This window comes from Pseudonocardia sp. Ae331_Ps2, assembly GCF_001932405.1.
Classification (GTDB): domain Bacteria; phylum Actinomycetota; class Actinomycetes; order Mycobacteriales; family Pseudonocardiaceae; genus Pseudonocardia.
Map to the genome: position 1 here is coordinate 4,255,606 of NZ_MCIM01000001.1, position 23,627 is coordinate 4,279,232.

Annotated in this window: 25 protein-coding genes and 7 tRNA genes; 17 read left to right on the forward strand and 15 right to left on the reverse strand. The window is 74.1% G+C overall.

Going from position 1 to position 23,627, the window contains the following annotated elements:
• The first annotated feature begins 15 nt into the window (after positions 1-15).
• Positions 16-414 carry a cytochrome c oxidase subunit 4 gene (locus tag Ae331Ps2_RS20370; protein WP_020628301.1) on the forward strand — a complete coding sequence of 133 codons (399 nt, stop codon included), beginning with the start codon at positions 16-18 and terminating at the stop codon, positions 412-414.
• Positions 415-482: 68 nt separating this feature from the next.
• Here the strand turns inward: Ae331Ps2_RS20370 and Ae331Ps2_RS20375 are convergent, their stop codons facing one another.
• The gene (locus Ae331Ps2_RS20375) at positions 483-1,394 is read right to left on the reverse strand and encodes an SDR family oxidoreductase (protein WP_075307047.1); all 912 of its coding nucleotides are present in this window, start codon (positions 1,392-1,394) and stop codon (positions 483-485) included.
• 96 nt (positions 1,395-1,490) lie between these two features.
• On the opposite strand from Ae331Ps2_RS20375, the gene Ae331Ps2_RS20380 reads away from it, so the two are divergent.
• Positions 1,491-2,063 carry a TetR family transcriptional regulator gene (locus Ae331Ps2_RS20380; protein ID WP_020628299.1) on the forward strand — a complete coding sequence of 191 codons (573 nt, stop codon included), beginning with the start codon at positions 1,491-1,493 and terminating at the stop codon, positions 2,061-2,063.
• A 36-nt stretch (positions 2,064-2,099) separates the two neighbouring features.
• On the opposite strand, the gene Ae331Ps2_RS20385 is transcribed toward Ae331Ps2_RS20380, so the two are convergent.
• On the reverse strand, positions 2,100-3,257 hold the full coding sequence (locus tag Ae331Ps2_RS20385; protein ID WP_075307045.1) for an acyl-CoA dehydrogenase family protein: 1,158 nt from the start codon (positions 3,255-3,257) through the stop codon (positions 2,100-2,102).
• 140 nt (positions 3,258-3,397) lie between these two features.
• Here Ae331Ps2_RS20385 and Ae331Ps2_RS20390 point away from each other — a divergent pair, with 140 nt between their 5' ends.
• Positions 3,398-4,837 (forward strand): sensor histidine kinase, encoded by a 1,440-nt coding sequence (locus Ae331Ps2_RS20390; protein WP_020628297.1) that lies wholly within the window; start codon positions 3,398-3,400, stop codon positions 4,835-4,837.
• A gap of 20 nt (positions 4,838-4,857) precedes the next feature.
• On the forward strand, positions 4,858-5,499 hold the full coding sequence (locus Ae331Ps2_RS20395; RefSeq protein ID WP_075311981.1) for a response regulator transcription factor: 642 nt from the start codon (positions 4,858-4,860) through the stop codon (positions 5,497-5,499).
• On the opposite strand, the gene Ae331Ps2_RS20400 is transcribed toward Ae331Ps2_RS20395, so the two are convergent.
• Positions 5,496-7,271, reverse strand: coding sequence for an NHL domain-containing thioredoxin family protein (locus tag Ae331Ps2_RS20400; protein ID WP_075307043.1), 1,776 nt, complete (start codon positions 7,269-7,271; stop codon positions 5,496-5,498). The genes Ae331Ps2_RS20395 and Ae331Ps2_RS20400 overlap by 4 nt on opposite strands.
• A 77-nt stretch (positions 7,272-7,348) precedes the next feature.
• Here Ae331Ps2_RS20400 and Ae331Ps2_RS20405 point away from each other — a divergent pair, with 77 nt between their 5' ends.
• Both Ae331Ps2_RS20405 and Ae331Ps2_RS20410 read left to right on the forward strand, forming a co-directional pair.
• Positions 7,349-8,155, forward strand: coding sequence for an Fpg/Nei family DNA glycosylase (locus Ae331Ps2_RS20405; RefSeq protein ID WP_075311979.1), 807 nt, complete (start codon positions 7,349-7,351; stop codon positions 8,153-8,155).
• Between the two features lie 125 nt (positions 8,156-8,280).
• Positions 8,281-8,859 carry a hypothetical protein gene (locus tag Ae331Ps2_RS20410; RefSeq protein WP_075307041.1) on the forward strand — a complete coding sequence of 193 codons (579 nt, stop codon included), beginning with the start codon at positions 8,281-8,283 and terminating at the stop codon, positions 8,857-8,859.
• A gap of 18 nt (positions 8,860-8,877) precedes the next feature.
• Here the strand turns inward: Ae331Ps2_RS20410 and Ae331Ps2_RS20415 are convergent, their stop codons facing one another.
• Both Ae331Ps2_RS20415 and pgi read right to left on the reverse strand, forming a co-directional pair.
• On the reverse strand, positions 8,878-9,549 hold the full coding sequence (locus Ae331Ps2_RS20415; RefSeq protein WP_075307039.1) for a phosphatase PAP2 family protein: 672 nt from the start codon (positions 9,547-9,549) through the stop codon (positions 8,878-8,880).
• 47 nt (positions 9,550-9,596) lie between these two features.
• Positions 9,597-11,267, reverse strand: a complete 1,671-nt coding sequence (gene pgi / locus Ae331Ps2_RS20420) for a glucose-6-phosphate isomerase (protein WP_075307038.1) — start codon at positions 11,265-11,267, stop codon at positions 9,597-9,599.
• 470 nt (positions 11,268-11,737) lie between these two features.
• Here pgi and Ae331Ps2_RS20425 point away from each other — a divergent pair, with 470 nt between their 5' ends.
• From Ae331Ps2_RS20425 to Ae331Ps2_RS20445, 5 genes are all read left to right on the forward strand, one after another.
• Positions 11,738-12,205, forward strand: a complete 468-nt coding sequence (locus tag Ae331Ps2_RS20425; RefSeq protein ID WP_075307037.1) for a DoxX family protein — start codon at positions 11,738-11,740, stop codon at positions 12,203-12,205.
• Positions 12,206-12,350: 145 nt separating this feature from the next.
• On the forward strand, positions 12,351-13,232 hold the full coding sequence (locus tag Ae331Ps2_RS20430; protein WP_075307036.1) for a HipA family kinase: 882 nt from the start codon (positions 12,351-12,353) through the stop codon (positions 13,230-13,232).
• Entirely contained in the window at positions 13,229-13,660 is a 432-nt protein-coding gene (locus tag Ae331Ps2_RS20435; protein ID WP_083695807.1) for a DUF3037 domain-containing protein, read from the forward strand. The genes Ae331Ps2_RS20430 and Ae331Ps2_RS20435 overlap by 4 nt, the downstream gene beginning before the upstream one ends.
• A gap of 95 nt (positions 13,661-13,755) precedes the next feature.
• Positions 13,756-14,883, forward strand: a complete 1,128-nt coding sequence (locus Ae331Ps2_RS20440; protein WP_233147584.1) for a phosphotransferase family protein — start codon at positions 13,756-13,758, stop codon at positions 14,881-14,883.
• A 102-nt stretch (positions 14,884-14,985) separates the two neighbouring features.
• A complete protein-coding gene (locus tag Ae331Ps2_RS20445; RefSeq protein WP_075307034.1) occupies positions 14,986-15,471 on the forward strand; it encodes a DUF6069 family protein in 486 nt (161 codons plus the stop codon).
• A 2-nt stretch (positions 15,472-15,473) separates the two neighbouring features.
• Here Ae331Ps2_RS20445 and Ae331Ps2_RS20450 read toward each other — a convergent pair whose 3' ends face one another.
• Entirely contained in the window at positions 15,474-16,814 is a 1,341-nt protein-coding gene (locus Ae331Ps2_RS20450) for a cytochrome P450 (RefSeq protein ID WP_043278555.1), read from the reverse strand.
• A gap of 123 nt (positions 16,815-16,937) precedes the next feature.
• Here Ae331Ps2_RS20450 and Ae331Ps2_RS20455 point away from each other — a divergent pair, with 123 nt between their 5' ends.
• Together Ae331Ps2_RS20455 and Ae331Ps2_RS20460 are read left to right on the forward strand one after the other, a co-directional pair.
• Positions 16,938-17,813: a metallophosphoesterase gene (locus Ae331Ps2_RS20455; protein WP_075307033.1), complete on the forward strand. Its 876-nt coding sequence runs from the start codon at positions 16,938-16,940 to the stop codon at positions 17,811-17,813.
• A 56-nt stretch (positions 17,814-17,869) separates the two neighbouring features.
• The gene (locus Ae331Ps2_RS20460; RefSeq protein ID WP_020624104.1) at positions 17,870-19,213 is read left to right on the forward strand and encodes an FAD-dependent oxidoreductase; all 1,344 of its coding nucleotides are present in this window, start codon (positions 17,870-17,872) and stop codon (positions 19,211-19,213) included.
• A gap of 65 nt (positions 19,214-19,278) precedes the next feature.
• Here the strand turns inward: Ae331Ps2_RS20460 and Ae331Ps2_RS20465 are convergent, their stop codons facing one another.
• Both Ae331Ps2_RS20465 and Ae331Ps2_RS20470 read right to left on the reverse strand, forming a co-directional pair.
• Positions 19,279-19,575, reverse strand: a complete 297-nt coding sequence (locus Ae331Ps2_RS20465; protein ID WP_075307032.1) for a hypothetical protein — start codon at positions 19,573-19,575, stop codon at positions 19,279-19,281.
• 20 nt (positions 19,576-19,595) lie between these two features.
• Positions 19,596-19,850: a type B 50S ribosomal protein L31 gene (locus Ae331Ps2_RS20470; RefSeq protein ID WP_020624102.1), complete on the reverse strand. Its 255-nt coding sequence runs from the start codon at positions 19,848-19,850 to the stop codon at positions 19,596-19,598.
• A gap of 74 nt (positions 19,851-19,924) precedes the next feature.
• On the opposite strand from Ae331Ps2_RS20470, the gene Ae331Ps2_RS30560 reads away from it, so the two are divergent.
• The 3 genes from Ae331Ps2_RS30560 to Ae331Ps2_RS20485 all read left to right on the forward strand — a co-directional run bounded on the left by Ae331Ps2_RS30560 (position 19,925) and on the right by Ae331Ps2_RS20485 (position 21,874).
• Positions 19,925-20,329: a hypothetical protein gene (locus Ae331Ps2_RS30560; RefSeq protein ID WP_139318757.1), complete on the forward strand. Its 405-nt coding sequence runs from the start codon at positions 19,925-19,927 to the stop codon at positions 20,327-20,329.
• Positions 20,330-20,402: 73 nt separating this feature from the next.
• Positions 20,403-20,996, forward strand: coding sequence for a helix-turn-helix domain-containing protein (locus Ae331Ps2_RS20480; RefSeq protein WP_075329775.1), 594 nt, complete (start codon positions 20,403-20,405; stop codon positions 20,994-20,996).
• Between the two features lie 59 nt (positions 20,997-21,055).
• Entirely contained in the window at positions 21,056-21,874 is an 819-nt protein-coding gene (locus Ae331Ps2_RS20485; protein WP_198932197.1) for an SDR family oxidoreductase, read from the forward strand.
• Between the two features lie 2 nt (positions 21,875-21,876).
• On the opposite strand, the gene Ae331Ps2_RS20490 is transcribed toward Ae331Ps2_RS20485, so the two are convergent.
• Positions 21,877-21,952, reverse strand: a tRNA-Gly gene (locus Ae331Ps2_RS20490).
• 113 nt (positions 21,953-22,065) lie between these two features.
• Here Ae331Ps2_RS20490 and Ae331Ps2_RS20495 point away from each other — a divergent pair.
• Positions 22,066-22,812 (forward strand): SDR family oxidoreductase, encoded by a 747-nt coding sequence (locus Ae331Ps2_RS20495; RefSeq protein ID WP_075307029.1) that lies wholly within the window; start codon positions 22,066-22,068, stop codon positions 22,810-22,812.
• 67 nt (positions 22,813-22,879) lie between these two features.
• On the opposite strand, the gene Ae331Ps2_RS20500 is transcribed toward Ae331Ps2_RS20495, so the two are convergent.
• From Ae331Ps2_RS20500 to Ae331Ps2_RS20525, 6 genes are all read right to left on the reverse strand, one after another.
• A tRNA-Val gene (locus tag Ae331Ps2_RS20500) sits at positions 22,880-22,954 on the reverse strand.
• Position 22,955: 1 nt separating this feature from the next.
• Positions 22,956-23,027, reverse strand: a tRNA-Cys gene (locus Ae331Ps2_RS20505).
• Between the two features lie 30 nt (positions 23,028-23,057).
• Positions 23,058-23,130 (reverse strand) — tRNA-Gly (locus Ae331Ps2_RS20510).
• Positions 23,131-23,375: 245 nt separating this feature from the next.
• Positions 23,376-23,450, reverse strand: a tRNA-Val gene (locus tag Ae331Ps2_RS20515).
• A 1-nt stretch (position 23,451) separates the two neighbouring features.
• Positions 23,452-23,523, reverse strand: a tRNA-Cys gene (locus Ae331Ps2_RS20520).
• Between the two features lie 30 nt (positions 23,524-23,553).
• A tRNA-Gly gene (locus tag Ae331Ps2_RS20525) sits at positions 23,554-23,626 on the reverse strand.
• Position 23,627 lies beyond the last annotated feature (1 nt).

The following is a 23,627-nucleotide window of genomic DNA, read 5'->3' on the forward strand; positions in this document are numbered from 1 at the left end:
GGAGGACGCGCACCCATGAAGATCGAGTCCCGGCTCTTCGAGATCGTCACCGGCTTCTTCATCCTGGCCGCGCTGGCGTACATGTTCATCGCCGGTGAGGTCGTCGGCGTGACCGCGCTGTGGCTGACCGCGGGTCTGTCGCTGATCGTCGGCACGTACTTCCGGTTCGTCTCGCGCCGCCTGGAGGAGCGTCCCGAGGACAACCCCGAGGCCGAGGTGTCCGACGGCGCCGGTGAGGTGGGCTTCTTCTCGCCCGGCAGCTACTGGCCCCTGGGTCTGGCCGCCGCGGCGGCGTTCGCCGCGCTGGGTGTGGCGTTCTGGTACGCCTGGATGATCGTCGTCGGCATGACGCTGGTGCTGATCGCCGTCGGCGGGCTGGTGTTCGAGTACCACCGGGGTCCCGCCGCCCACTGATCCACCGCACCGTACGAACGGCCCCGCCCGGGAATCCCGGGCGGGGCCGTTCGTCGTTGGCCGGTGCCTCAGCTCGTCGGCTGTGCCGTGGTGGCCCTGGTGTAGTGCCGCTCGATGTCCTCGACGAGCGTGGGCCCCTCCGGCCGCCAGCCGAGCAGCGCCCGGGTCCGGTCGCTGAGGGCGACGATGTCGAGCGCGGCGAAGGCGCCCAGGTGGCCGAAGTGCTCCGGCTGCACCTCCCGCACCGGCACGTCGAGCCCGCGGCCGATCGCGCCGGCGATCTCGCGCATCGGCACGCCCTGCTCGTCCGCGGCGTGCAGCACCGTCGCGGCCGGGGCGGACTCGCAGGCCAGTCGGAACAGCCGTGCCGCGTCGGTGACGTGCACGGCGGGCCAGTGGGTGCTCCCGTCGCCGACCTGGGCGCTGATCCCGGTCCGGCGTGCGGTCTCGACGAGCACGGACACGAAGCCGGTGTCGCCCGCGCCGTGCACGGTGGGGGCGAGCCGCACGCTCGTCGAGCGCACGTCCGCCGAGGCGAGGGCCAGGACGTCCCGCTCGGTGGCCATGCGGTGCGCCGCCGGGCTGTCGGCGGCGGGCGGGTCGTCCTCGGTGACGGGCGTGCCGGAATGGTGTCCGGCCAGTCCGGAGGCGATGACGAGCGGGCGGCCGGTGCCCTTCAGCGGTGCGGCGAGTGCGGCGACGGCCGCCCGGTCCGCGGCGACCGCGGCGGGGAAGTCGCCACCGAAGGCCAGGTCGTGCTTGAAGGCGAGGTGGACGACGCCGTCGACCTGCGCGGCCGTGGCGGACAGCAGGTCGAGGTCGTCCAGGTCGCCCCGGACGACCTCGGCTCCCGCCGAGTCGAGAGCGGCAGCGCCGGCGTCGGACCGGGACAGTCCGACGACGCGGTGGCCCGCCCCGAGGAGCTCGGGAACGAGGGCGGAGCCGATCCAGCCGGTCGCCCCGGTGACGAGGATGCGCATGTGGTGCCTCCGTGAGTGATGACGACCAGGTGATGTCACCTGATGACATCACCGTACACCGGGATGACACGAGGTGTCATCACGTAGGCTGCGCGCATGGGCAGATGGGAGCCGGACGCCGCCGGACGGCTGCGTGGAGCGGCCCTGGACCTGTTCGAGGAGCACGGCTTCGACGGCACGACGGTGGAGGACATCGCGTCCCGGGCCGGGGTCACCAAGCGGACGTTCTTCCGGCACTACGCCGACAAGCGGGAGGTGCTGTTCGGCGGGGACTCGGGGGAGTCGTTCGTGGCCCTGTTCGCCGCGGGGCTGGCCGCCGTGGGCCCGGACGTGCCACCCGAGCGTGCGCTGAGCGCCGCGCTGGAACACGCGGCCGGCGCGTTCGACCCGGGGTGGGAGTTCGCGCGGCGCCGGCAGGGGGTGCTGATGGCGAACGTCTCGCTGCGCGAGCGGGAGCTGGTGAAGATGGAGGCGGTCACGCGGGTGCTCGCCGAGGGACTGCGTGACCGGGGCGTGGGCGAGCCGGGTGCGACCGTGGCGGCCGAGGCGGGCGTCGCGGTGTTCCGCACGGCCTTCACCCGCTGGGTCTCCGCCCCGGTGCCGGGTGACCTGGTGGCGGAGATCCGGGTGGTCTCCGCGGCGCTGCGCCGGGTGCTCGCCGGCGGGTGACCGGCGGCCCGGACGGGCCGGACCGCAGGCGAACGGTCAGCCGCGGGCGGCGCGGCCCAGCGCGTCGCGGGCGATGATCACCTGCTGGATCTGGCTGGTGCCCTCGTAGATCCGGAAGAGCCGGGCGTCGCGGTAGAACCGCTCGACCGCGACCCCGCGCATGTAACCCGCCCCGCCGTGCACCTGGACGGCGCGGTCGGCGACCCGGCCCACCATCTCCGAGCAGAAGTACTTCGCGGCGGCGGGCCCGGAGACCATGTCGGTGCCGTCGTCGAAGCTGCGAGCGGCGTCGAGGACCAGACCGCGGCCGGCACGCGCGTCGGTGACCGAGTCCGCGACCAGGCCCTGGACCAGCTGGAACCGCGCGATCGGCTTGCCGCCCTGCTCCCGGGTCCTGGCGAACTCGACGGTCTCGTGGACCAGGCGGTCGGCCATCCCGCCGCAGACGGCGGCGATGTGCAGCCGGCCGTGGGCCAGGCACTTGGCGGCGACGAGGAAGCCCTTGTCGATGCCGTCCTCGCCACCGACGACGTTCTCGAACGGGACGCGGACGTCGTCGAGGTACACGTCGGCGGTCCACGCGCCGAACTGGCCCATCTTGTGGTCCTTCGGCCCGACCGAGAGGCCGGGGGTGCCCTTCGGGACGAGGAAGGTCGAGATGCCGCGGTTGCCGGGGGCGTCCGGGTCGGTCCGCGCGAACACCATGATCACGTCGGCGACGGGGGAGTTGGTGATGTAGCGCTTGGAGCCGTTGAGGACCCAGCCGTCGCCGTCGCGGACGGCCCTGGTGGTGAGCGACGACGGGTCGGAGCCCGCGTCGGCCTCGGTCAGCCCGAACGAGGCGGTGACCTCACCGGACGCCAGCCGGGGCAGCCACTGCTTCTTCTGCTCCTCGGTGCCGCCCTCCAGCAGCACGTGCCCGGCGATGCCGTTGTTGGTGCCGAACAACGAACGCAGCGCAGGGGTCGTCCAGCCGAGCTCGAACGCGAGCCGGACCTCCTGTGAGGCGGTCAGACCGAGGCCGCCGTACTGCTCGGGGATGGTGAAGCCGTAGAGGCCCATCTCCTTGCACTGGGCGACGATGCGCTCGGGGACGGCGTCCTCGGCGTCGATCCGCTCCTCCTGCGGCACCACCTCGGTGCGGATGAAGTCACGGACGGAGTCCAGGACGTCGGTGAGGTCGGCGGGGTCCACGGGCACACCTTCTCGCGTCGTCGCGTCTGTTACCGAGTGGTAGCTCACCATGTCGCCCCCGCCCCACGCGACCCCGGCGCGGCGTTCGTCACCGCCTATCCTGCGCAGGGGACGACCGGCAGGCGAGGAGGTGGACCGTGATGGCGGAGGAGCAGGCCGTCCGGCCGCGGCCGGACCCCGACGAGCCGGGCGGCAGCCACCTGGACCCGCACCTGGTCCGTGCGCTGGAGGGCTGGGGCAACGGCGCGCTGCGCGAGTACCTGCTGCGCGACGGCGGCCTGCACCTGCCGCACGCGCCGGGCTGGCCGTCGACGTGGCCGGGACGCACCCGGCTCGGCGCGCAGATGGCCTACCTGCTGGCCGGGCTGCCGCTGGCGGTCGTCAGCGGGGTGGTGGTGCTGGTCGGGCTGGTGCTGGGGGCGAGCACGTTCGTCATCTGGATCGGGCTGCCCATCACCGTCGGTCTGCTGGCCGCGGCGCGTGGGTTCGCCGAGCTGGAGCGCCGGGCCACCGAGGGCGCGACCGGCGGTCCGCTCCCGCCGCACCACTACCGGCCCAACCGCGGGCGCTCGCTGATGGGACGGCTGTTCCGGGCGCTGGCCGACCCCCAGAGCTGGCGCGACGTGGCGCACGCGGTCGCCGCCCTGCCGGTCCGGATCCTGACCGCGGTGGTCGCGCTGGTGTGGGCGGTCACCGGGCTCGGCGGGCTGTTCTACGTGTTCTGGCAGTGGTCGTTGCCGCGCGGGCCGGAGAACTGGACGCTGTTCGGGTCCGTCACCGGCATCGACTCCACCCTCGGCGACGTCGCGCTCAACACCGGGCTCGGGGTTCTGCTGCTCGTGACCCTGCCGACGGTCGTGCGGTGGCTGACCGACATGCGCGCACTGCTCGCCCGCGGCCTGCTCACCAACCAGACGGCCGCACTGCGGGCCCGCGCGCTGGCTCTGGCCGCCGGGCGGCGGGCGGCCGTCGCGGCCGAGGCACAGACCCTGCGCCGGCTCGAACGCGACATCCACGACGGGCCGCAGCAGCGGCTGGTGCGGCTCGGCATGGACCTGGAGTCCGCCGTCCGGCGCCTCGACGACGATCCCGAGCGCGCCCGCCCGCTGCTGCACGAGGCACTGGAACAGAGCCGTGAGGCGCTCTCGGAGCTGCGCGCGCTGTCCCGGGGCATCGCACCACCGATCCTCGCCGACCGCGGGCTCGGCCCGGCGCTGCGGGCCGCCGCGGGACGCTGCCCGGTCCCGGTCGACCTCGACGTCGGCCTCGACGACGGTGCCCGGCTGCCCGCCCTGGTCGAGAACACCGCGTACTTCGTGGTGACCGAGGCGCTCACCAACATCGCCAAGCACGCCGGCGCGACCGCGGTGACCGTCACGGTGACCGTCGACGAGACGCTGCTTCGGGTCAGCGTCCGCGACGACGGCCGCGGCGGCGCCCACCCGGGCAAGGGCCACGGCCTGGCCGGGCTCGCCGACCGGCTGGAGATCGTCGAGGGACGCCTGGAGGTCGACAGCCCGCCCGGTGGCCCGACCGTCCTGACCGCGGAGGTCCCGGTCGCCGGCCTCGGCGACGCGTGACCCAGGATGGGTCCATGACGATGCGGGTGGTGCTCGCCGAGGACTCGGTGCTGCTGCGCGAGGGCCTGGTCCGGCTGCTGGAGGAGGCGGACGCGACGGTGCTCGCCGCCGTCGGGGACGGCACCGCGCTGGTCGCGGCGGTGGAGGAGCACCAGCCCGAGGTGGCCGTCGTGGACGTCCGGATGCCGCCGTCGTTCACCGACGAGGGGTTGCGGGCCGCGCTGGAGATCCGCCGGAGGTTCCCGTCGGTGGGGATCCTCGTGCTGTCCCAGTACGTCGAGGAGTCCTACGCCACCGACCTGCTGGAGGCCGGTGGCGGGGTCGGCTACCTGCTCAAGGACCGCGTCTCCAAGCTCGCTGACCTGTCCGACGCGCTCGGCAGGGTCGCCGCGGGCGGCACCGTGCTGGACCCGGAGGTCGTCTCCGCGCTGCTCACCAAGCGCCGCCGGCGTGACCCGCTGGCCGCGCTGTCCCCGCGCGAGCGCGAGGTGCTGGAGCTCATGGCCCAGGGCCGCACCAACATCGCGATCGGGCGGCTCATGGTGATCACCCAGGGCGCGGTGGAGAAGCACATCTCCTCGATCTTCACCAAGCTCGGACTGCCGCCGTCCTCGGACGACCACCGCCGCGTGATGGCGGTGCTCGCCTGGATGGAGGGCTAGACCGACCGCAGGTCGAGCTCCAGCTCGGCCGGGCCGTCGTCGCCGACGGTCACCGGGATGCCCCAGTCCTGCTGGTAGCGGTGGCAGGCGGCGAACCCGTCCGACGGGTCGTCGCAGGCCGCCGCGGTCACCGCGACCTGCAGCACCCCGGCGCCGACGGACGGGTCCAGACGCAGCTCGCGGGTCAGCCCGGTCGCGGTGCCGCCGCCGCCCCGCAGCAGCGACGGCGGGTCGGCGACCACGGTCAGCGACGTCGGGTCGCCGTAGCGGTCGTCGAGGTGCTGGCCGGTGGGCGGGGTGAACCCGATCCGCAGCGTCACGTCCGGGGCGAGCGTCGTCGGGGTACGCCGGACGACGTGGGCGTCGCCGGCCACGAGCGACCCGGCCGGGACGGGCAGCCGCACCAGCCGGTGCGCCGCGGACTCGACGACGACCAGTGTCTCGCCGTCGACGAGCAGGTCCGACGGTTCGGCGAGCCCCTCGGCCAGCGTCGAGACCCGGTTCGTGGCCGGGTCGAACCGGCGCACGGCACCGTTGTAGGTGTCGGCGACGGCGACCGAGCCGTCGGGCAGCACGGTCACCCCGAGCGGGTGCTGCAGCAGCGCCTGCGCGGCCGGGCCGTCGCGGTGCCCGAACTCGAACAGCCCCTGCCCGACGGCCGTCGCGACCGCGGCCCCGGGGCCGTCCCCGATCCGTCGCAGCGCGGAGATCTCGGAGTCGGCGACCCACAGCGTCCCGTCGGGGCCCACCGCGAGCCCGGAGGGCTGGGCGAAGAACGCCTCGTCGAACGCCCCGTCGCGCAGCCCCTCGGTGGTGGTCCCGGCCAGCACCCGGGCCTCGCCGGTGGCGGGGTCGAGGGTCCACAGCTGGTGCGGGCCCGCCATGGCGACGACGACCGTGCCGCCCCACCACGCGAGGTCCCACGGCGAGGACAGCAGCGTCGACGTGGCGCCCACCGCGACCCGCTCGCGCAGCTGCTCACCGGTCCCGGCCAGGGTGGACACGGTGCCGTCGGCCAGGTCGACCCGCCGGACCGCGTGGTTGACGGTGTCGGCGACCAGGACGGCGTCGCCGGAGGGGAGGACCAGCAGCCCCTGCGGCTCGGAGAACCGCGCCGCCGACGCCGCGCCGTCGGCGAACCCGCGCTCCCCGGCCCCGATCCGCCGCACCTCGGTCTCCAGGTCGCCCGCCAGCTCGACGAGCTGGTGGTGGGCGGTGTCGGACACGAGGAACGTGCCGCCGGGCAGCGCGACGGCCGAGCCGGGGAAGCGCAGCGCGGTGTCCGGCGCGGGCGGCGGGACGTACGGGTCGTCCCCGCGGCGCAGCCGGTCGCCGTGCGTGGCGACCAGCTCCCGGACCAGCGCGGCCAGGCCGGGGCCGTGGCCCTCGCCCGCCATCCGGGCGACGACGAACCCGTCCGGGTCGACGACGGCCAGGGTCGGCCAGGCGCGGGCGGCGTAGGCGTCCCAGGTGGTGAGCTCGGGATCGTCGAGGACGGGGTGGGTGACGTCGTAGCGCTCCACCGCGGCCTCGACGGCGGCCGGGTCCGCTTCGTGCACGAACTTCGGCGAGTGCACCCCGATGATCGTCAGGACGTCGCCGAACTCGGCCTCCAGGGGCCGCAGCTCGTCGAGCGCGTGCAGGCAGTTGACGCAGCAGAACGTCCAGAAGTCGAGCACCACGATCCGCCCGCGCAGCCCGGCGAGGGTCACGTCCTCGCCGCCGGTGTTGAGCCACCGCCGTCCGCGCAGTTCGGGCGCCCGCACCTTCATCCGTTCACCAGCAGTCACACCGGCCCCAACGACGGACCGGCGCGCGCGTGTTCCCCGGCCACGCCACACTGACCGTCATGCCGGAGCTGCCCGAGGTGGAGAACGCACGCACCGTCCTCGCCGAGGCCGTCGGCCGCACGATCACCGCCGTCGACGACCGCGACGACTGGGTCTGCCGCCCGCACCGGCCCGGTGACATCGCCTCGGCGCTGAAGGGCGGGCGGCTCACCCGGGCGAACCGGATCGGCAAGACCATGTGGTGCGACACCGAGACCGCCGACGGCGAGGCGGGGCCCGCGCTCGGCGTGCATCTCGGGATGGGCGGACGGATCGTGGTCACCGACTCCGACGGTGAGCGCATCGGCGGCGGCCCCGCCCGCCTCGACCGGCAGCCGCGCAAGGCCGAGTGGGACCGGTTCACCCTGACCTTCGACGACGGCGGGCAGCTCCGGCTGTTCGACAAGCGCCGTCTCGGCCGGGTCCGGCTCGACCCCGACCTGTCCGGCCTCGGACCCGACGCCGAGGGCATCGACCCCGCCGAGTTCCGCGAACGCCTGCTGCGCGGCACGTCGGCGGTGAAGGCCCGGCTGCTCGACCAGTCCGTGCTGGCCGGCGTCGGGAACCTGCTGGCCGACGAGACACTGTGGCAGGCGAGGATCTCGCCGACGGCCCCGGTCCGCGACCTGACCCGCGCCGACCTGGATCGGCTGCACCGCGACCTCGGCCGCACGCTGGAGCGGGCCATCGCCCACGGCGGCGTCCACACCGGTGAGGTCGTCGAGCACCGGCGTCCGGGCGGGCACTGCCCGCGCTGCGGGACGGAGATGGTGCACGGGACCGTCGGCGGGCGGTCGACCTGGTGGTGCCCGCGGGAGCAGGTCTGAACCCGGGCGGAGCGACCGCACGTGCCCGCCCCGTCCCCACGGCCGGACGTGACGTCGGCGAGCTCGCTCACCGGGTACGCGAATCCCGCGGTTCCGTCCTCCCGGGAGCCGTGCACAATCACCCCATGCCGGACGCGTCCGACACCGCTCTGCTGTACGTCGACCGCGGCCTCGTGCGCGCCGACGACACCCCACCCGACCCCGGGGTCCAGCGCCGGGCCCACCTCCTGGCCCGGACCGCCCGCGGGGTCCGGTGGGCGGTCCCCGCGCTGCTGCTCGTCGTGCTGGTGCTCGCGTTCACCCCGGTGGCGGGCGCGGCGTTCTGGGCGACGGCGGTCGTCGTGCTGGTCGCGGTGGTGGCCGCGGTGCTGCTGCTGACCCGCGCCGCCGCCGTCGCCCAGGCCACGGCGGGACTCCCGGTGCCGATCGAGATCACCGGGAAGGTCGCGACCGCGACGCGTGCCGTGCTCGCGATGACCGGTGCGCTGCGCACGCACCGGAAGGCCGCGGGCGCCGCCGAGGGGGTCGCGCTGCTGCGGCAGTGGACGACGGCGACGGAGGCACTGCGCGCGGCGTGGCTGCGCGAGGACATCGGTGCCTGGCACGACCACGCCCGCACCCTCGCCGCGGCGGGGGAGCGGGCCACGCGCGTCACCGGCGCCCTGACCGGCGCCGGGACACCGGACGCCGACCCCGGGGCCTGACCGGCGCCGGTGGCCGGGTCAGGCCGCGGTGACGTCCCGTCGCCGGGTCCGCCGGTAGAGGACCAGCGACAGCACCGTCACCCCGGTGAACGCGAGCGCCGCCCCGAGCGTCCATCCGGCGAGCACGTCGGACAGCCAGTGCACACCCAGGTAGATGCGGGTGAACCCGACGGCTCCGGCCCACAGCACCGCGAACGCGGTGAGCAGCACCCGGCCGCGCGGGCGCAGTACCGGCCACAGCACGAGCACCAGCGCCGTCCAGGCGGCGGCGACCATCGTCGCGTGTCCGGAGGGCAGGGACTCGTTCGCGATGAAGGTGACCTGCAGGTCCGCGGGTGGGCGGGCCCGGTCGAGCAGCTGCTTGATCACCGTGAACACCACGCTCGCGACGAGCGGCACCGCGGCCAGGCACAGCCCCTCGGCGGCCCGGCCGCGCAGCCCGAGCACGGCCGCGCCGACCAGGGCGACCGCGGTGCTGCCGACGGTGTTCCCGAGCTCGGTGACCACCAGCGCCACCACCGTGACCCCCGGGATCCGGTCCGCGGCGAGTCCGATCGCGGTCTCGGTGTCACCGCTCTGCAGCACCCCCGTCGCTGCCAGGGCGATCAGCACCCCGGCGAGCAGGAGCAGGGCCGCAGCGACCGGACCGGTGACGCGGGCCCGCAGCGGGGCCGACCGTGGATCGTTCACCGGGCGATTCTCGCCCGGCGGGACGGGGCCCCGCCGGGCGAGGGGTCTCAGCGACCGCGCCAGGCGCGGTAGCGACCGATCAGCGCGGCGGTGGACGCGTCGAGACCGGACTCGGCGGCGTCCGGCGGGTTCGCGCCGTAGAGCGCGGGCCCGAACTGCTTGGCCATGACCTTGCCGAGCTCGACCCCCCACTGGTCGAAGGAGTCGATGCCCCAGATCGTGCCCTCGACGAAGGTGACGTGCTCGTAGAAGGCGATGATCTGCCCCAGCACCGACGGGGTCAGCTTCTCGGCCAGGACCGTCGACGACGGCCGGTTGCCCGGCATCACCTTGTGCGGCACGACGTCGGCCGGGGTGCCCTCGGCCTCGATCTCCGCGGCGGTCTTGCCGAACGCCAGCGCCGCGGACTGGGCGAACAGGTTCGCCATGAACAGGTCGTGGGAGTCGGCCGCGTCCTCGCCGGGCAGGTCGTGGTGCGGACGGGCGAAGCCGATGAAGTCGCACGGCACGAGCCGGGTGCCCTGGTGCAGCAGCTGGTAGAACGCGTGCTGGCCGTTGGTGCCCGGCTCGCCCCAGAAGATCTCGCCGGTGGTCGTGGTGACCGGGGTGCCGTCACCGCGCACCGACTTGCCGTTGGACTCCATGGTGAGCTGCTGCAGGTAGGCCGGCAGCCGGTGCAGGTACTGCGAGTACGGCAGCACCGCGCGGGTGTCGGCGCCGAAGAAGTTCGAGTACCAGACGCCGAGCAGCCCGGAGATCACCGGCAGGTTCTGCTCGAGCGGGGTGTGGCGGAAGTGCTCGTCCATGGCGTGCATGCCGGCGAGGAACTCCGCGAAGTGCTCGCGGCCGATCGCGCACATCAGCGACAGGCCGATCGCCGAGTCCACCGAGTAGCGCCCGCCCACCCAGTCCCAGAACCCGAACATGTTGTCGGTGGAGATGCCGAACTCCGCCACCTTCTCGGCGTTCGTGGAGACCGCGGCGAAGTGCTTCGCGACCGCTCCGGTGTCGTCCGTCCCAAGCCCGGACAGCAGCCAGGACCGCGCGTTGCGGGCGTTGGTGAGCGTCTCCTGCGTGGTGAACGTCTTCGACGAGACGACGAACAGGGTCGTCGCCGGGTCGAGGTCGCGGGTCTTCTCGTACAGGTCGGTCGGGTCGATGTTGGACACGAACCGGCACTCGAGGTCGCGCTGGGCGTAGTCCCGCAGCGCCTCGTAGGCCATGACCGGGCCCAGGTCGGAGCCACCGATGCCGATGTTGACCACGGTGCGGATCCTCTGCCCGGTGAACCCGGTCCACGCCCCGGAGCGGACGGCGTCGGTGAACTCGCCCATCCGGTCCAGCACGGCGTGCACGTCGGCGACGACGTCCTGGCCGTCGACGGTGAGCGACGCGTCCCGCGGCAGCCGCAGGGCCGTGTGCAGGACCGCCCGGTCCTCGGAGGTGTTCACGTGCTCACCGGTGAACATCGCCTCGATGCGCGCGGGCAGTCCGGCCGCGCGCGCCAGGTCCGTCAGCAGACCGACGGTGTCTCGGGTGATGCGGTGCTTGGAGTAGTCGAGCACCAGGTCGGCGCCGGTGGCGGTGAGGGCGGCGGCGCGGTCGGGGTCGTCGTCGAACAGCGACCGCAGGTGTCGGGGTTCGACCTCCGCCGCGTGCTCGGTCAGCGCCGTCCATTCCGTGGTCGCCGTGATGTCGTGGCTGTTCGTGTCGGACACGCGGCCATCATGGCGCAGCACCCCGGCGCGAGCGCGCCGGCACGAGCCGGGGCGCGTCGCTGGGCCGCTCGGGCGAACCGCCCGTCGTACGCGACGATCCGCGGGACGAGCGGCACGTCCGGAACGCCGGGCTGCACGACGTGACGACCGTCGGTGACCCCCTGCGGAGTGGTCGTCGAACCACTGCGACATACGGGTGATGGCCGCCCGGAAGGTGCGACCCTCCGTGCTCGTGACCTGCGGTGATGCGCCCGTGCGGCGACCGCTCGTCCGGTCGTACCGCGTGACGCACCGGCCGCAGCGCTCCCCGGTCGGGTGACCGGCCGTCCGGTGCGCCTCGTCGCGCCGTGCGGCCATTTCGTCGCGCAGAGTTGCTGAACTCGGCGGAGTAGCACGTTCGTGCGCTTAGGTCTTGTGCATTCCGTGGTGACGAGCTCACCCGCGGTGACCAACTCGCTCCTGGAGGAACCGTGTACCGCTCCCTGACCGGAACCCCGCGCGACGTCGCGCTGCTCGTCGCCCGTCTGCTGCTGGCCTACATCATGGTCATGCACTCGTGGAAGAAGATCGACGCCGGTCTGTTCGACACCGCCGCCGTGTTCGCGAAGTTCGGCATCCCGCTGGCCATCGGCGCGGCGTCGTTCACGATCGTGGTCGAGCTCGTGTTCTCGCTGTCGGTCGCCCTCGGTGTCCGCATGGTCGTCCCCGGTGCACTGATGACCTTCGTGATGGCCGGCGCGATCTGGTTCGTCCACGGCAAGAACGGCCTGTTCATGGCCGACAACGGCTGGGCGCCGGTCGGCACGATCATCTGCGCCACGCTGATCCTCATGTCCAGCGGCCCGGGCCGGTTCAGCGTCGACGAGCTCCTGGCCCGCCAGGCGGCCCGCCGCATGGAGCAGACCCAGGCGATCCCGCGCCAGACCGTCTCGGTCTGACCCGTACCTCCCGGCCCGCCCGCGCGCCCCGGAGCCGGGCGGGCCGGTGATCCTCCTACCGGCCCGGCCGGCGAGCGCGACCACGGCCCGCACCCCGACGCCACGGGGTGCGGGCCGTTCGCACGTCCGGCGCTAACCTCCGCGGGTGAGCCAGGAGCCGACGACCGAGAAGCGGGCCCTGCCCCGGCTGACCGCGATCCGGTACGTGACCCCGCTGCGCGAGGGCGGGTCGCTGCCCGGACTGATGGAGGCCGACGACCTCGGCACCTACGCGGTGAAGTTCACCGGCGCCGGGCAGGGCCGTCCGGTGCTGGTCAACGAGATCGTCGCCGGGGAGCTCGCCCGCGCGCTGGGCCTGCCCGTCCCGCGGATCGCGACGATCGTCGTCGACGGGACGCTCGGGCGCACCGAGCCCGACGAGGAGGTCCAGGAGCTGCTCCGGAACTCCGACGGGCTCAACCTCGCCGTCGACTTCCTGCCGGGGGCGCTCGACCTGGACCCGGTCGCGTTCGACGTCGGGCCCGGGTTCGCCGGGCGGGTGCTCTGGTTCGACGCGCTCGTCGGGAACGTCGACCGCTCCTGGCGCAACTCGAACATGCTGCTCTGGCACCGCAGGCCCTACCTGATCGACCACGGCGCGACGCTCACCTTCGCCCACGACTGGTCGGCCGCGTCGCGGTTCGCCCACCGTCCGTTCGACGCCGGCGACCACGTGCTGCTCGGTGCGCACCCCGACCTCGACTCCGCCGACGCCGCGCTCGCCCCGCAGGTCACCCCGGCCCTGCTCGACGAGGTGCTGGCACTCGTCCCCGACGAGTGGATCGCCGACGTCGACGGCGTCGGCGGTCCCGACGCCGTCCGTGCCGCCTACGCCGAGGCCCTGCTGGCCCGGGTCGCGGCACGCGGGGACTGGTTGCCGGGCGTCGCCGCGACGGTGGCCGCGGGCAGACCCCGGCCGGTCGACCGGGCGCCCCGCCGTCCACCGTGGCTGCGGATCGGTGGCGTCGGCGGCGGGGAGGGCCGGTGAGCGACCTCGTCCCCTACGAGTACGCGCTGCTGCGGGTCGTGCCGCGGGTGGAACGCGGGGAGTCGATGAACGCCGGGGTGCTGCTGCACTGCCGGGCCCGCGACGTCCTCGCGGTGCGCGTCCACCTCGACCGTGCCCGGCTGGCCGCGCTCGACCCGACCGCCGACGCCGACGCCGTCGACGAGCTGCTGGCGACCGTGGCCGCGGTCGCCGCGGTGCCCGAGCCGCCGCGGTCGGACCGGCACGCCACCGGCGCGCTGGCCGCCCGCGGCCCCGGCGCGGGGGAGGACATCGGACGCCGTTTCCGGCGCCTCACCACCGCCCGCAGCACCATCGTGTGCCCCGGCCCAGTGCACACCGGGCTCACCGCGGACCCGGCCGCGGAGGCCGAACGCCTGCTGGCCCGGCTCGTCCTGCCACCGTCCTAGGAGCGGACGCCTCGGCCGGTGCCGGGAAACCCAGGGCCGTGCCGCCGGGGCCGCCGGTGCCACTGGTCGCGCGGTCCGGCCCGGAGGACGTGCCGGTGTTCTCCGTCCGGGGGCTGGTCGGCGCGGGGGCGATCATGTTGCATCGGGGGATGACCGACGCACACGACGGGGTGGACCCGGTCGCCCTGACCCGCTGGCTGGCGGCCGAGGTGCCGCAGGTCGAGCTCGGCGACGGCCCGGTGGCCGTGGAGCGGATCTCCGGCGGACACTCCAACCTCACCTTCCGGGTCACCGACGCCCGCGGCACGCCGTACGCACTGCGCCGCCCACCGACCGGGGGTGTGCTCGCCACCGCGCACGACATGGGCCGGGAGTGGCGCTTCCTGACCGCACTGGCCGGCACCGCGGTCCCGGTGCCGGAGCCGGTCGCCCTCTGCACGGACACCGCGGTGCTCGGCGCCGGCTTCTACCTGATGGGCTGGGTCGACGGTGTCGTCCCGGGGGACCGCGCCGCGGGCGAGGCCGTCCCCGAACCGGAACGGCGGGCCTGCGGTCTCGACACCGCCGAGGTGCTCGCCGCACTGCACTCCGTCGACCCCACCGAGGTGGGGCTCGCCGACCTGGCGCGGCCCGGCCGCTACCTGGAGCGGCAGCTGCGCCGCTGGCACCGGCAGGCGCACGCCGGCGCGTTCACCGACCTCGCCGCGCTCGACGCCGCGCACGCCGCACTGGTCGAGGCGATGCCGCCGGAGCCGTCCGACGGTCCGCGGATCGCGCACGGCGACTACCGGCCGGGCAACCTGTCGTTCCGCGGCGGCCGGATCACCGGTGTCTTCGACTGGGAGCTGGCGGCCCTGGGGGAACCGCTGGCCGACCTCGGGTGGCTGCTGGCGTCCTGGGAGCGTCCCGGCGACACCCTGCCGGCGATCACCAGCGGCCCGACCGCGGCGCCCGGCTGGCCCGACCGTGACCTCGTCGCCGCCCGCTACGCCGCCCGCTCCGGGCGGGCGCTGGACCAGCTGCCGTACTGGGTGGCGTTCGCGCACTGGCGCTGCGCCTGCATCGGGGCCGGGGTCTGGACGCGGTACGCCCAGGGCAACATGGGCTCGGGCGCCGAGTCGGGGGAGGCCCTGGAACGCCGTGGCGAGCGGGTGGTCGCCGACGCGGAGGCCGCACTCGCCGCGTTGCGCCGCGGGCGGACGGGGCGTCGTCGCGGGGCGTAGTCTTCTGCCCACCACAGGTGATCACCCGGCGCGGGTGGTCACCGCCGCGCGGCGCCGCACCGACGCCGCGCACGGCCCGTCCGCGACCGGGGGAGTACGACGATGTCCGAGGCCGACGACCGCACCCGAGAGATGAGCCGGGAGACCGCCCGGCCGCGTCCCCGCAGCGGGGTGAACCCCGGCCGGCTGTGGGCCGGCGGTGTGGCGACGGCGGTGACCGCCGCGCTGATCGCCCTGGTGGGGCTGCTGATCCTGCAGGTCCTGCTGCAGATCCCGTACCTGGCCCCGGCCGTCTCCGAGCCGCTCGACGGGTGGGCCGCGGCGCAGAGCCTCGCGAGCTGGGCGGCGGTCGCCGGTCTCGCGGCCACCGGCCTCGCGCACCTGCTGCTGGTCGCGGTGCCCAGCCCCATGTCCTACTTCGGCTGGATCGCCGGGCTGCTCACCGCGCTGGCCGCGGTGTCGCCGCTGATCCTCACCGAGCAGCCCTGGACGGTCCGCATCGCCACCGCGGTGATCCACCTCGTCATCGGGATGTCGATCATCAGCCTGGTGACGACGACGGTCACCAGCGCCACCAACCGGGCCTGAGCTCAGACGTCGACGGGGACCCGGGCGTCGCCCAGGCGGACCGGCAGCGTCCGGTAGCCGCGCAGCACCCGGGTCCCGCGCAGCTCGGCGGGGCCGTCGGCACGCAGGTCGGGGTAGCGGTCGAACAGCGCCCGGAGCCCGACCTCGCCCTCCATCTTCGCCAGTGCCGCACCCAGGCAGTAGTGGATGCCCTGGCTGAACGCGACGTGGCGGTCAGCCCCCTCGCGCCCGACGTCGAAGCGGGCCGGGTCGGCGAACACCTCCGGGTCCCGGTTCGCACCGCCGAGGTGGGTGACCACCAGCGCGCCCCGCTCGACCGGGAACCCGCACACCTCGGTGTCGCGGGCGGCGACGCGCGCGGTCCGCTGGACGGGGGAGTCGTAGCGCAGGATCTCGTCGGCGGCGTTCGGCCACAGTGCCGGGTCGGCCTGCAGCCGGGCGAGCTCGTCGGGGTGGGTCAGCAGCAGGCGGGTGCCGTTGCCGATCAGGTTGACCGTCGTCTCGAACCCAGCGGCGAGCAGCAGCATCGCCAGCGACAGCAGCTCGTCGTGGGTGAGCCGGCCCTCCTCCTCGTCGTAGGTGGCGACCAGGGAGGACAGGATGGAGTCGTTGGGCTCGCGGCGCAGCCGCTCGAAGTGCTCGGCCATCCACTCGGTGAGCGCGTCGATGTCGCGCTCGGACCGGCGGAACTTCGCGTAGTCCAGTCCCATGTCCAGGGAGTAGGCCCCGCCGGCGCCCCACTCGAGGAACTGCTCCCGCATCTCCACCGGAGCGCCGAGCATCTCGGTGATGACCGTGGCCGGCAGCAGCGAGGCGTAGCCGGAGATGACGTCGGTGCGCCGGTCGGCGCCGGCCCGGGCCTCGAGGTCCGCGAGCAGCTGCGCCGCGATCTCCTCGGTGCGTCCGCGCAGCGATGAGATCGCCTTGGCACTGAACGAGCGGGTGACCAGCTTCCGGATCCGGTTGTGGTCCGGCGGGTCGATCGCCAGCAGCGACGGCGGTTCGGCCGGCCCGAGCGGCCAGGTCCCGCCCGCCGCGAGCAGCGCGCGCAGCAGGCCCGGGGCGTTCTCCGGCATGCGCATGCCCACGCAGAAGTCGGGGCTGCGCAGCACCTCGGTGGTGATCTCGTGGTCGACCGTGGTCCAGGTCAGGGCCGAGCGCACCATCCGGCCCTGACCACGGATCTGCTCGTAGGCCGGGTACGGGTCCCGGACCACCTCCGGGCTGATGATCATGTGGGCGCCCAGGTCGCCCTTGCCCGCCTGGCGGGTCACCTCCTGGCGCATCGCCCCGTGCCGCAGCACCCACCGGATCCACCGTCGTACGCCTCGCGATGCCGCCATGCCGGCCTCCCCGCCTCGTCGTCGAGCTCGAATCCGAAGCTACCAGGGGTAAGTTACCGCGGGTAGGCGCGTTTCGCCGCCCCGGCGGGGGGTGGCCCCGGTGTCACCGGGTACCAATGACGGGTGACCGCCGTCGGGGAGCCGCGCCTGCTCGCGGTCAGTGACCTGCATGTGCGGTACGCGGAGAACGGTGACATCGCCGCGGGGCTGCGCCCGTCGCACCCGGGCGACTGGCTGATCGTCGCAGGTGACGTCGACGAACGGATCGAGAGCGTCGTCGCGACGCTCGCCGCGCTGCGCGACCGCTTCGCCCGGGTGCTGTGGACACCGGGCAACCACGAGCTCTGGACCCGCGCCAAGAATGTCCGGGCCGACTCGGTCGAGCGGCTCTCCGGTGTCGCCCGCTACGACGAGCTGGTCCGCCGCTGCCGGGAGATCGGGGTGCTGACCCCGGAGGACGCGTGGCCGGTGTGGGACGGGCCGGGCGGACCGGTCGTCGTCGCGTCGCTGTTCGTGCCCTACGACTACTCGTTCCTGCCCGCCGGCACCTCGACCCCGGAGGAGGGGCTGGCCGCGGCCCACGCCGCGGGTGTCGTCTGCACCGACGAGTACCTGCTCCACCCGGACCCGTACGCGACGCGGGCGGAGTGGTCCGCGGCCCGGGTGGCCGCCACCGTCGCCCGCCTCGACGCGCTCGACCCGGACCTGCCGACCGTCCTGGTGAACCACTGGCCGCTGGTCCGCGAGCCCTGCGACGTCCTGTGGTACCCGGAGTTCGCGCTCTGGTGCGGGACGACGGCGACGGCGGACTGGCACCGCCGCTACCGGGCCCGGGCGGTCGTGCACGGTCACCTGCACATCCCGCGCACGGTCACCGTCGACGGCGTGCCGTTCGTCGAGGTGTCGCTGGGCTACCCGCGGGAGTGGCGACGCCATTCCGAACGGGTCGGCGGGCACTTCCCGGACCAGTTGCCGCGCACGGTGTTGCCTGCATCATAGTTAGGCAAGGCTTACCTTGCTATAGCCTCGGGGTCCGTCGACACCCGAGGAGAACGATGACTGCGCTGCGCGTCGCCGTGATCGGTGCCGGTCCGGCCGCCGTCTACACCGCCGACACCCTGCTGAAGTCCGACGCCGACGTCACCGTGGACCTGTTCGAGAAGCTGCCCGCACCGTTCGGGCTGGTCCGCTACGGCGTCGCCCCGGACCACCCGCGGATCAAGCAGATCGTGCACGCCCTGCACCGCGTGCTGGACCGCCCCGGTGTGCGGCTGTTCGGCAACGTCCACGTCGGGACCGACATCACCCTGTCCGACCTGCGCGAGCACTACGACGCGGTCGTCGCGGCCACCGGCTGCGAGCGGGACCGGGACCTCGACGTCCCCGGGATCGACCTGCCGGGCAGCCACGGTGCCGCCAGCTTCGTGCAATGGTACGACGGCCACCCCGACGTACCCCGGGACTGGACGCTCGACGCGTCGTCGGTCGCGGTGATCGGTGCCGGGAACGTGGCCCTGGACGTCGCCCGGATCCTGGCGAGCACCGCCGAGGACCTGGCGAGCACCGAGATCCCGGACTCGGTCCACGCCGGGCTCTCCCGCAACCCGGCCACCGACGTGCACGTGTTCGCCCGTCGCGGGATCGCCCACGCCCGGTTCAGCCCGATGGAGCTGCGCGAGCTCGACCACGTCCCGGGTGTCGAGGTGATCGTCGACCCGGCCGACGTCGAGTTCGACGACGTCGCCGCCGCCGAGGTCCGCTCCGCCAAGCACGTCGAGATGGTGGTGCGGACCCTGCAGGGGTGGGCGCTGCGCGACCGGCGCGGCGATCCGCGCCGGGTGCACCTGCACTTCCTCTCGCGCCCCGAGCGGATCCTCGGCACCGACCGCGTCGAGGGCATCCGGATCGAGCGCACCGAGTACACCGGCCACGGCGACGTCCGCGACACCGGCCGGTTCACCGATTTCCCGGTCGGTGCGGTCTACCGGGCGATCGGCTACACCGGCTCGCACCTGGCCGATCTGCCGTTCGACCACGAGCACGGCGTGCTGCCGCACCGCAAGGGGCGGGTGCACGACATCGACGGCCAGGAGCTGCCCGGCGTTTACGCCGTCGGCTGGATCAAGCGCGGACCGGTCGGGCTGATCGGGCACACCAAGGGCTGCGCGTCGGAGACCGTCGCAAGCCTGCTGGCCGACGCCCCGCAGCTGCCCCGGGCGCCCCGCCGCGATCCGGCGGAGGTCGAGGCGCTGCTGGAGCGCCGGGGCGTGGCCTACACGACCTGGAGCGGCTGGCTCGCGCTCGACAAGCACGAGCGCAGCCTCGGCGAGGCGCGCGGCCGCGAGCGGACGAAGGTCGTGCCGCGCGAGGACATGGTGGAGATCAGCAGAACGGGATGACCCTCCGGCCCACGACGCCGGATGCCGGGGTGGGTGGTCGCGGAACTCCGCGGCCGCCCACCCGATCACTCCCGCGGCTCCCGCGGCGCGGGCAGTGCCCGCGGGGGCCGGCGGCCGACCGGTTCGCGCCGTCCGCGCTCCCGGGACGGGACGAACAGCCACAGCACCCACACTCCCGGGCCGCTGGCCAGCAGGATCGCGGTGGCCAGCCACCCGTCGCGCCACAGGGCGCCGGCGACGAGCCAGCCCGCGATCCACACCGCCATCGCGACGAGCCGGATCCGGATGCGACGACCGTGCTCGACCGCCAGCGGCTCGGTCAGGTCGGTGACGACCTGGACCCGTTCGCGACGGCGGCGCATGCCGGCGACGCTACGCGGGGTCAGCCGCGCGTGCGCTCCCCGAAGCGGCGGCGGAACTTCTCGACCTGGCCGGCGGCGTCGAGCACCCGCGCGTTGCCCGTCCAGAACGGGTGCGACGCCGAGGTCGTGTCCACCTTGATCAGGGGATAGGTGTTCCCGTCCGACCACTCGACGGTCTCGCGCGAGGTTTCGGTCGACCGGGTCAGGAACTCGTCGCCGGTGGACGTGTCGCGGTAGACGACCGGGCCGTACGGGGGGTGGATGCCGGGCTTCACGGTGTTCCTCCTGCGTCGCGGGTGTTACCGTCATAGTAATCGACAATGATTACTGTTTACAGGAAGGGGTGCCGGTGGACGGGTTCACGGTGGTCCGGTGCGGGGCCTGTGCCCACGCGCCGTCGGGATTCGACGAGGACGCGCACGGCACCGTCGCGGCCCTGCCCGGCATCGACGAGGTGCTGGTGGAGGGCCTGCGCGCGGTGGTGCAGGACAGCGCCCACGGGGTGCTCGTGACCACCGGGTGCCGGCTCGGGCCGGGCGTCTGTGCGGTCCGCCGGCCCGGGCTGATGCTGCTGGTGCAGGCCTGCGACGCGACCCGCACCCGTCCCGAGTCGCCGGTGGTCGCGGTCGGCCCGGTCCGCAGCACCGACGACGTCCGCGCGGTGACCCGCTGGCTCCAGGACGGCGCGCCCGACCCGCAGGCACTGCCCGCACGGCTGCGTTGCGCGATCACCCCGGAGACGGCTCGGGGCTGATGCCTGCCTCTCCGAGAGGCCGGGCCCGCCGCTCCGTCTTGCAAGGAACCTTGCCGATCGGCAATCTGGCGGTGTGGACGACACCGGACGCGACGTGCTCGCCGGGGTGGGCCCGCGGCTGCGGGACCTGCGCCGTCGCCGCGGCGCCACCCTCGACCAGCTCGCCGCGGAGACCTCCCTGACCGCGAGCACGCTGTCCCGGCTGGAGACCGGAAAGCTGCGGCCGACGCTGGAGCAGCTGCTGCCGCTGGCCCGGGCCCACGGGGTCCCGCTCGACGACCTGGTGCAGGCACCACCGACCGGCGATCCCCGCATCCACCTGCGCCCGGTGCGTCACCGCGGGCTGGTGTTCGTCCCGCTGACCCGGCGCGGTGGTGGGGTCCAGGCCTTCAAGGTGATCTACCCTCCGGCGGCCGCGTCCGCGACGACCGCCCTGCAGACCCACGAGGGCTACGAGTGGTTCTACGTCCTCGACGGCCGGGTGCGGCTGGTCCTCGACGACACCGAGCACCTCCTCGACCCCGGCGAGGTCGTCGAGTTCGACACCGGCACACCGCACTGGATCGGCAGCGCCGACGACCGGCCCGCCGAGACGCTCGCGCTGTTCAGCCTGCAGAGCGAGCACGCACACCTCAGCCACGGCGCAGCGGGTCCGGGCCGCCGCTGAGCCCGGTCCGCCCACTTTCTCCCTCGCGCGGCCGGGGCGTGGTCGGGCAGGGTCGGGGTGTGAGCACCCTGCGCCGGGACCCGATGCCGTTGCGCGGCCGGACCGCGCTCGTGACCGGCGGTGGCCGTCGCGGCGGGATCGGGCACGCGACCGCCTGCCGGCTCGCCGCGTACGGCGCGGCCGTGGTCGTGCACCACTTCGCCCCGCACGACGCGGCGCAGCCGTGGGGCGCCGACGACGTCGACGACGTGCTGGCCGAGGTGCGGACGCACGCGACGGCGCCCGTCGCCGGGGTGCACGCCGATCTCGCCGACCCGTCCGCGCCGCAGCGGCTGCTCGACACCGCCCGTGAGCTCGCCGGGCCGGTGGATCTGCTCGTCGCCAACCAGGCGCTGTCGGGGTCCGACGGCCCGCTGGGGGAGCTGTCCGTGGAGCTGGACCGGCACTGGGCGGTCGACGCGCGTGCCTCGATCCTGCTGGTCCAGGCGTGGGCGAACGCGCACGACGACACCCGTCCCGGTGGCGCGGCCGTCCTGCTCACCTCGGGGCAGGCACGCGGGCCGATGCCCGGTGAGGTGGCCTACGCCGCGGCGAAGGCGGCCGTCGCGGGGATCACCCCGACCCTGGCCGACCAGCTCGCGGACCGGCGGCTGCGGGTCAACACGGTGAACCCGGGGCCGGTCGACACCGGCTACCTCGGCGCGGACGCGTTCCGCGAGATGGCCCCGATGTTCCCGTTCGGCCGGTTCGGTGAGCCGGACGACCCGGCCCGGCTAATCGCCTGGTTGTGCACCGACGAGGCGGCCTGGATCACCGGACAGGTGATCGACTCCGAAGGTGGGTTCGCGCGGCACCGGAACGGGTGGCGCCCCGGGTGAGGTGGAGCGGACGACGGGATTCGAACCCGCGACCCTCACCTTGGCAAGGTGATGCGCTACCAGCTGCGCTACGTCCGCATGCGCACCGTCCCCGGTGCGTGCCCGACCACGATAGCCCACCGGATCCTGGTCTCCGCGCCGCACCCCGGCGATGATCATTACTGCGCCCGGGGTGCGGGTACACCGCCGTCATGAGCGGACGGTTGGACGGGACGACGGTGATCGTGACGGGAGCGTCGAGCGGCATCGGTGAGGCGACCGCACGGGCGCTGTCGGCCGAGGGTGCGACGGTGGCGCTGCTGGCCCGGCGCCGGGAGCGGCTCGAGGAGCTGGCGGACTCGCTGCCGGGGTCGTCGGTGCACCCGGTGGACGTCGCCGACGACGACGCGCTGCACGCCGCCGTGGCGGCCGTGGTCGAGCAGCACGGCGGGCTGGACGTGCTGGTCAACAACGCCGGCGTCGGGGCCTGGGGCCCGGCGGCCGAGGCCGACGTCGCGGACTGGCGCAGGATGATCGACGTCAACCTCATGGGTGTGCTGTCGGCGACGCACGCGGCCCTGCCGCACCTGGCGTCGGCAGCCGGTGGCCCGCGCGGCGTCGCCGACGTGGTGACGATCAGCTCGGCGGCCGGACGACGGGTCCCCTCCCCGCACAGCAATGTCTACGCGGCCACCAAGCACGGGGTCGGCGCGTTCTGCGAGGCGCTGCGCCAGGAGTACGCCGAACGCCACGTGCGGGTGGGCCTCGTGGAGCCCGGCCTCGTCACCTCGGAGATGACGACCTCGGGTGCGCAGTACGCGCCGGACGTGACCTCGACGGGCGAGCGCGGGGTGCTGCAGCCGGCCGACATCGCCGACGCCGTCGTCTACATCGTGACCCGACCGCGGCACGTGGCGGTCAACGAGGTGCTGGTGCGGCCGGTGGAACAGGTGCGGTGACCTCGGCGCGGAGCCCGGAAACGCAGAATCCCCGGGGCCGGGATTCCGGCCCCGGGGATCCGGGACATGGTGCGCGATACTGGGATTGAACCAGTGACCCCTACCGTGTCAAGGTAGTGCTCTCCCGCTGAGCTAATCGCGCGAGGCGGCGGCGGGAATCGAACCCGCGTACAGGGCTTTGCAGGCCCTTGCCTAAGCCACTCGGCCACGCCGCCGGAAACCGGCCTGCTGTCGCGGCCCGGCAGAGCGGACGACGGGATTCGAACCCGCGACCCTCACCTTGGCAAGGTGATGCGCTACCAGCTGCGCTACGTCCGCATGTCGCACCGTTCCCGAAGCGTTTCCGCGAGTTCCCGGTGCGTTGGGAGAACAGTAGCGCACGGTCCGTGGCCGCTGTCGAGGGGGTACCCGATGATCGTCTGCCCAGGTCGGCGGCGCTATGACGGCCGGAGGCGTCCGGGGGAGCGCGCTGCCGGCCTCTCGCGGGCCGTGTCGGCCATCCGGTCACGTTCGGGAAAAGCAAGATCCCCGAGGCCGACGTGCGGCCCCGGGGATCTGGGAAATGGTGCGCGATACTGGGATTGAACCAGTGACCCCTACCGTGTCAAGGTAGTGCTCTCCCGCTGAGCTAATCGCGCGAGGCGGCGGCGGGAATCGAACCCGCGTACAGGGCTTTGCAGGCCCTTGCCTAAGCCACTCGGCCACGCCGCCGGAAACCGGCCTGCTGTCGCGGCCCGGCAGAGCGGACGACGGGATTCGAACCCGCGACCCTCACCTTGGCAAGGTGATGCGCTACCAGCTGCGCTACGTCCGCA

Excerpts from the sequence above, each read along its gene's own strand:
- Ae331Ps2_RS20370 (WP_020628301.1), top strand. The coding sequence starts at position 16 with ATGAAGATCGAGTCCCGGCTCTTCGAGATCGTCACCGGCTTCTTCATC.
- Ae331Ps2_RS20375 (WP_075307047.1), bottom strand. The coding sequence starts at position 1,394 with ATGCGCATCCTCGTCACCGGGGCGACCGGCTGGATCGGCTCCGCCCTC.
- Ae331Ps2_RS20380 (WP_020628299.1), top strand. The coding sequence starts at position 1,491 with ATGGGCAGATGGGAGCCGGACGCCGCCGGACGGCTGCGTGGAGCGGCC.
- Ae331Ps2_RS20390 (WP_020628297.1), top strand. The coding sequence starts at position 3,398 with ATGGCGGAGGAGCAGGCCGTCCGGCCGCGGCCGGACCCCGACGAGCCG.
- Ae331Ps2_RS20395 (WP_075311981.1), top strand. The coding sequence starts at position 4,858 with ATGCGGGTGGTGCTCGCCGAGGACTCGGTGCTGCTGCGCGAGGGCCTG.
- Ae331Ps2_RS20400 (WP_075307043.1), bottom strand. The coding sequence starts at position 7,271 with ATGAAGGTGCGGGCGCCCGAACTGCGCGGACGGCGGTGGCTCAACACC.
- Ae331Ps2_RS20405 (WP_075311979.1), top strand. The coding sequence starts at position 7,349 with ATGCCGGAGCTGCCCGAGGTGGAGAACGCACGCACCGTCCTCGCCGAG.
- Ae331Ps2_RS20410 (WP_075307041.1), top strand. The coding sequence starts at position 8,281 with ATGCCGGACGCGTCCGACACCGCTCTGCTGTACGTCGACCGCGGCCTC.
- Ae331Ps2_RS20445 (WP_075307034.1), top strand. The coding sequence starts at position 14,986 with ATGTCCGAGGCCGACGACCGCACCCGAGAGATGAGCCGGGAGACCGCC.
- Ae331Ps2_RS20450 (WP_043278555.1), bottom strand. The coding sequence starts at position 16,814 with ATGGCGGCATCGCGAGGCGTACGACGGTGGATCCGGTGGGTGCTGCGG.
- Ae331Ps2_RS20460 (WP_020624104.1), top strand. The coding sequence starts at position 17,870 with ATGACTGCGCTGCGCGTCGCCGTGATCGGTGCCGGTCCGGCCGCCGTC.
- Ae331Ps2_RS20465 (WP_075307032.1), bottom strand. The coding sequence starts at position 19,575 with ATGCGCCGCCGTCGCGAACGGGTCCAGGTCGTCACCGACCTGACCGAG.
- Ae331Ps2_RS20495 (WP_075307029.1), top strand. The coding sequence starts at position 22,066 with ATGAGCGGACGGTTGGACGGGACGACGGTGATCGTGACGGGAGCGTCG.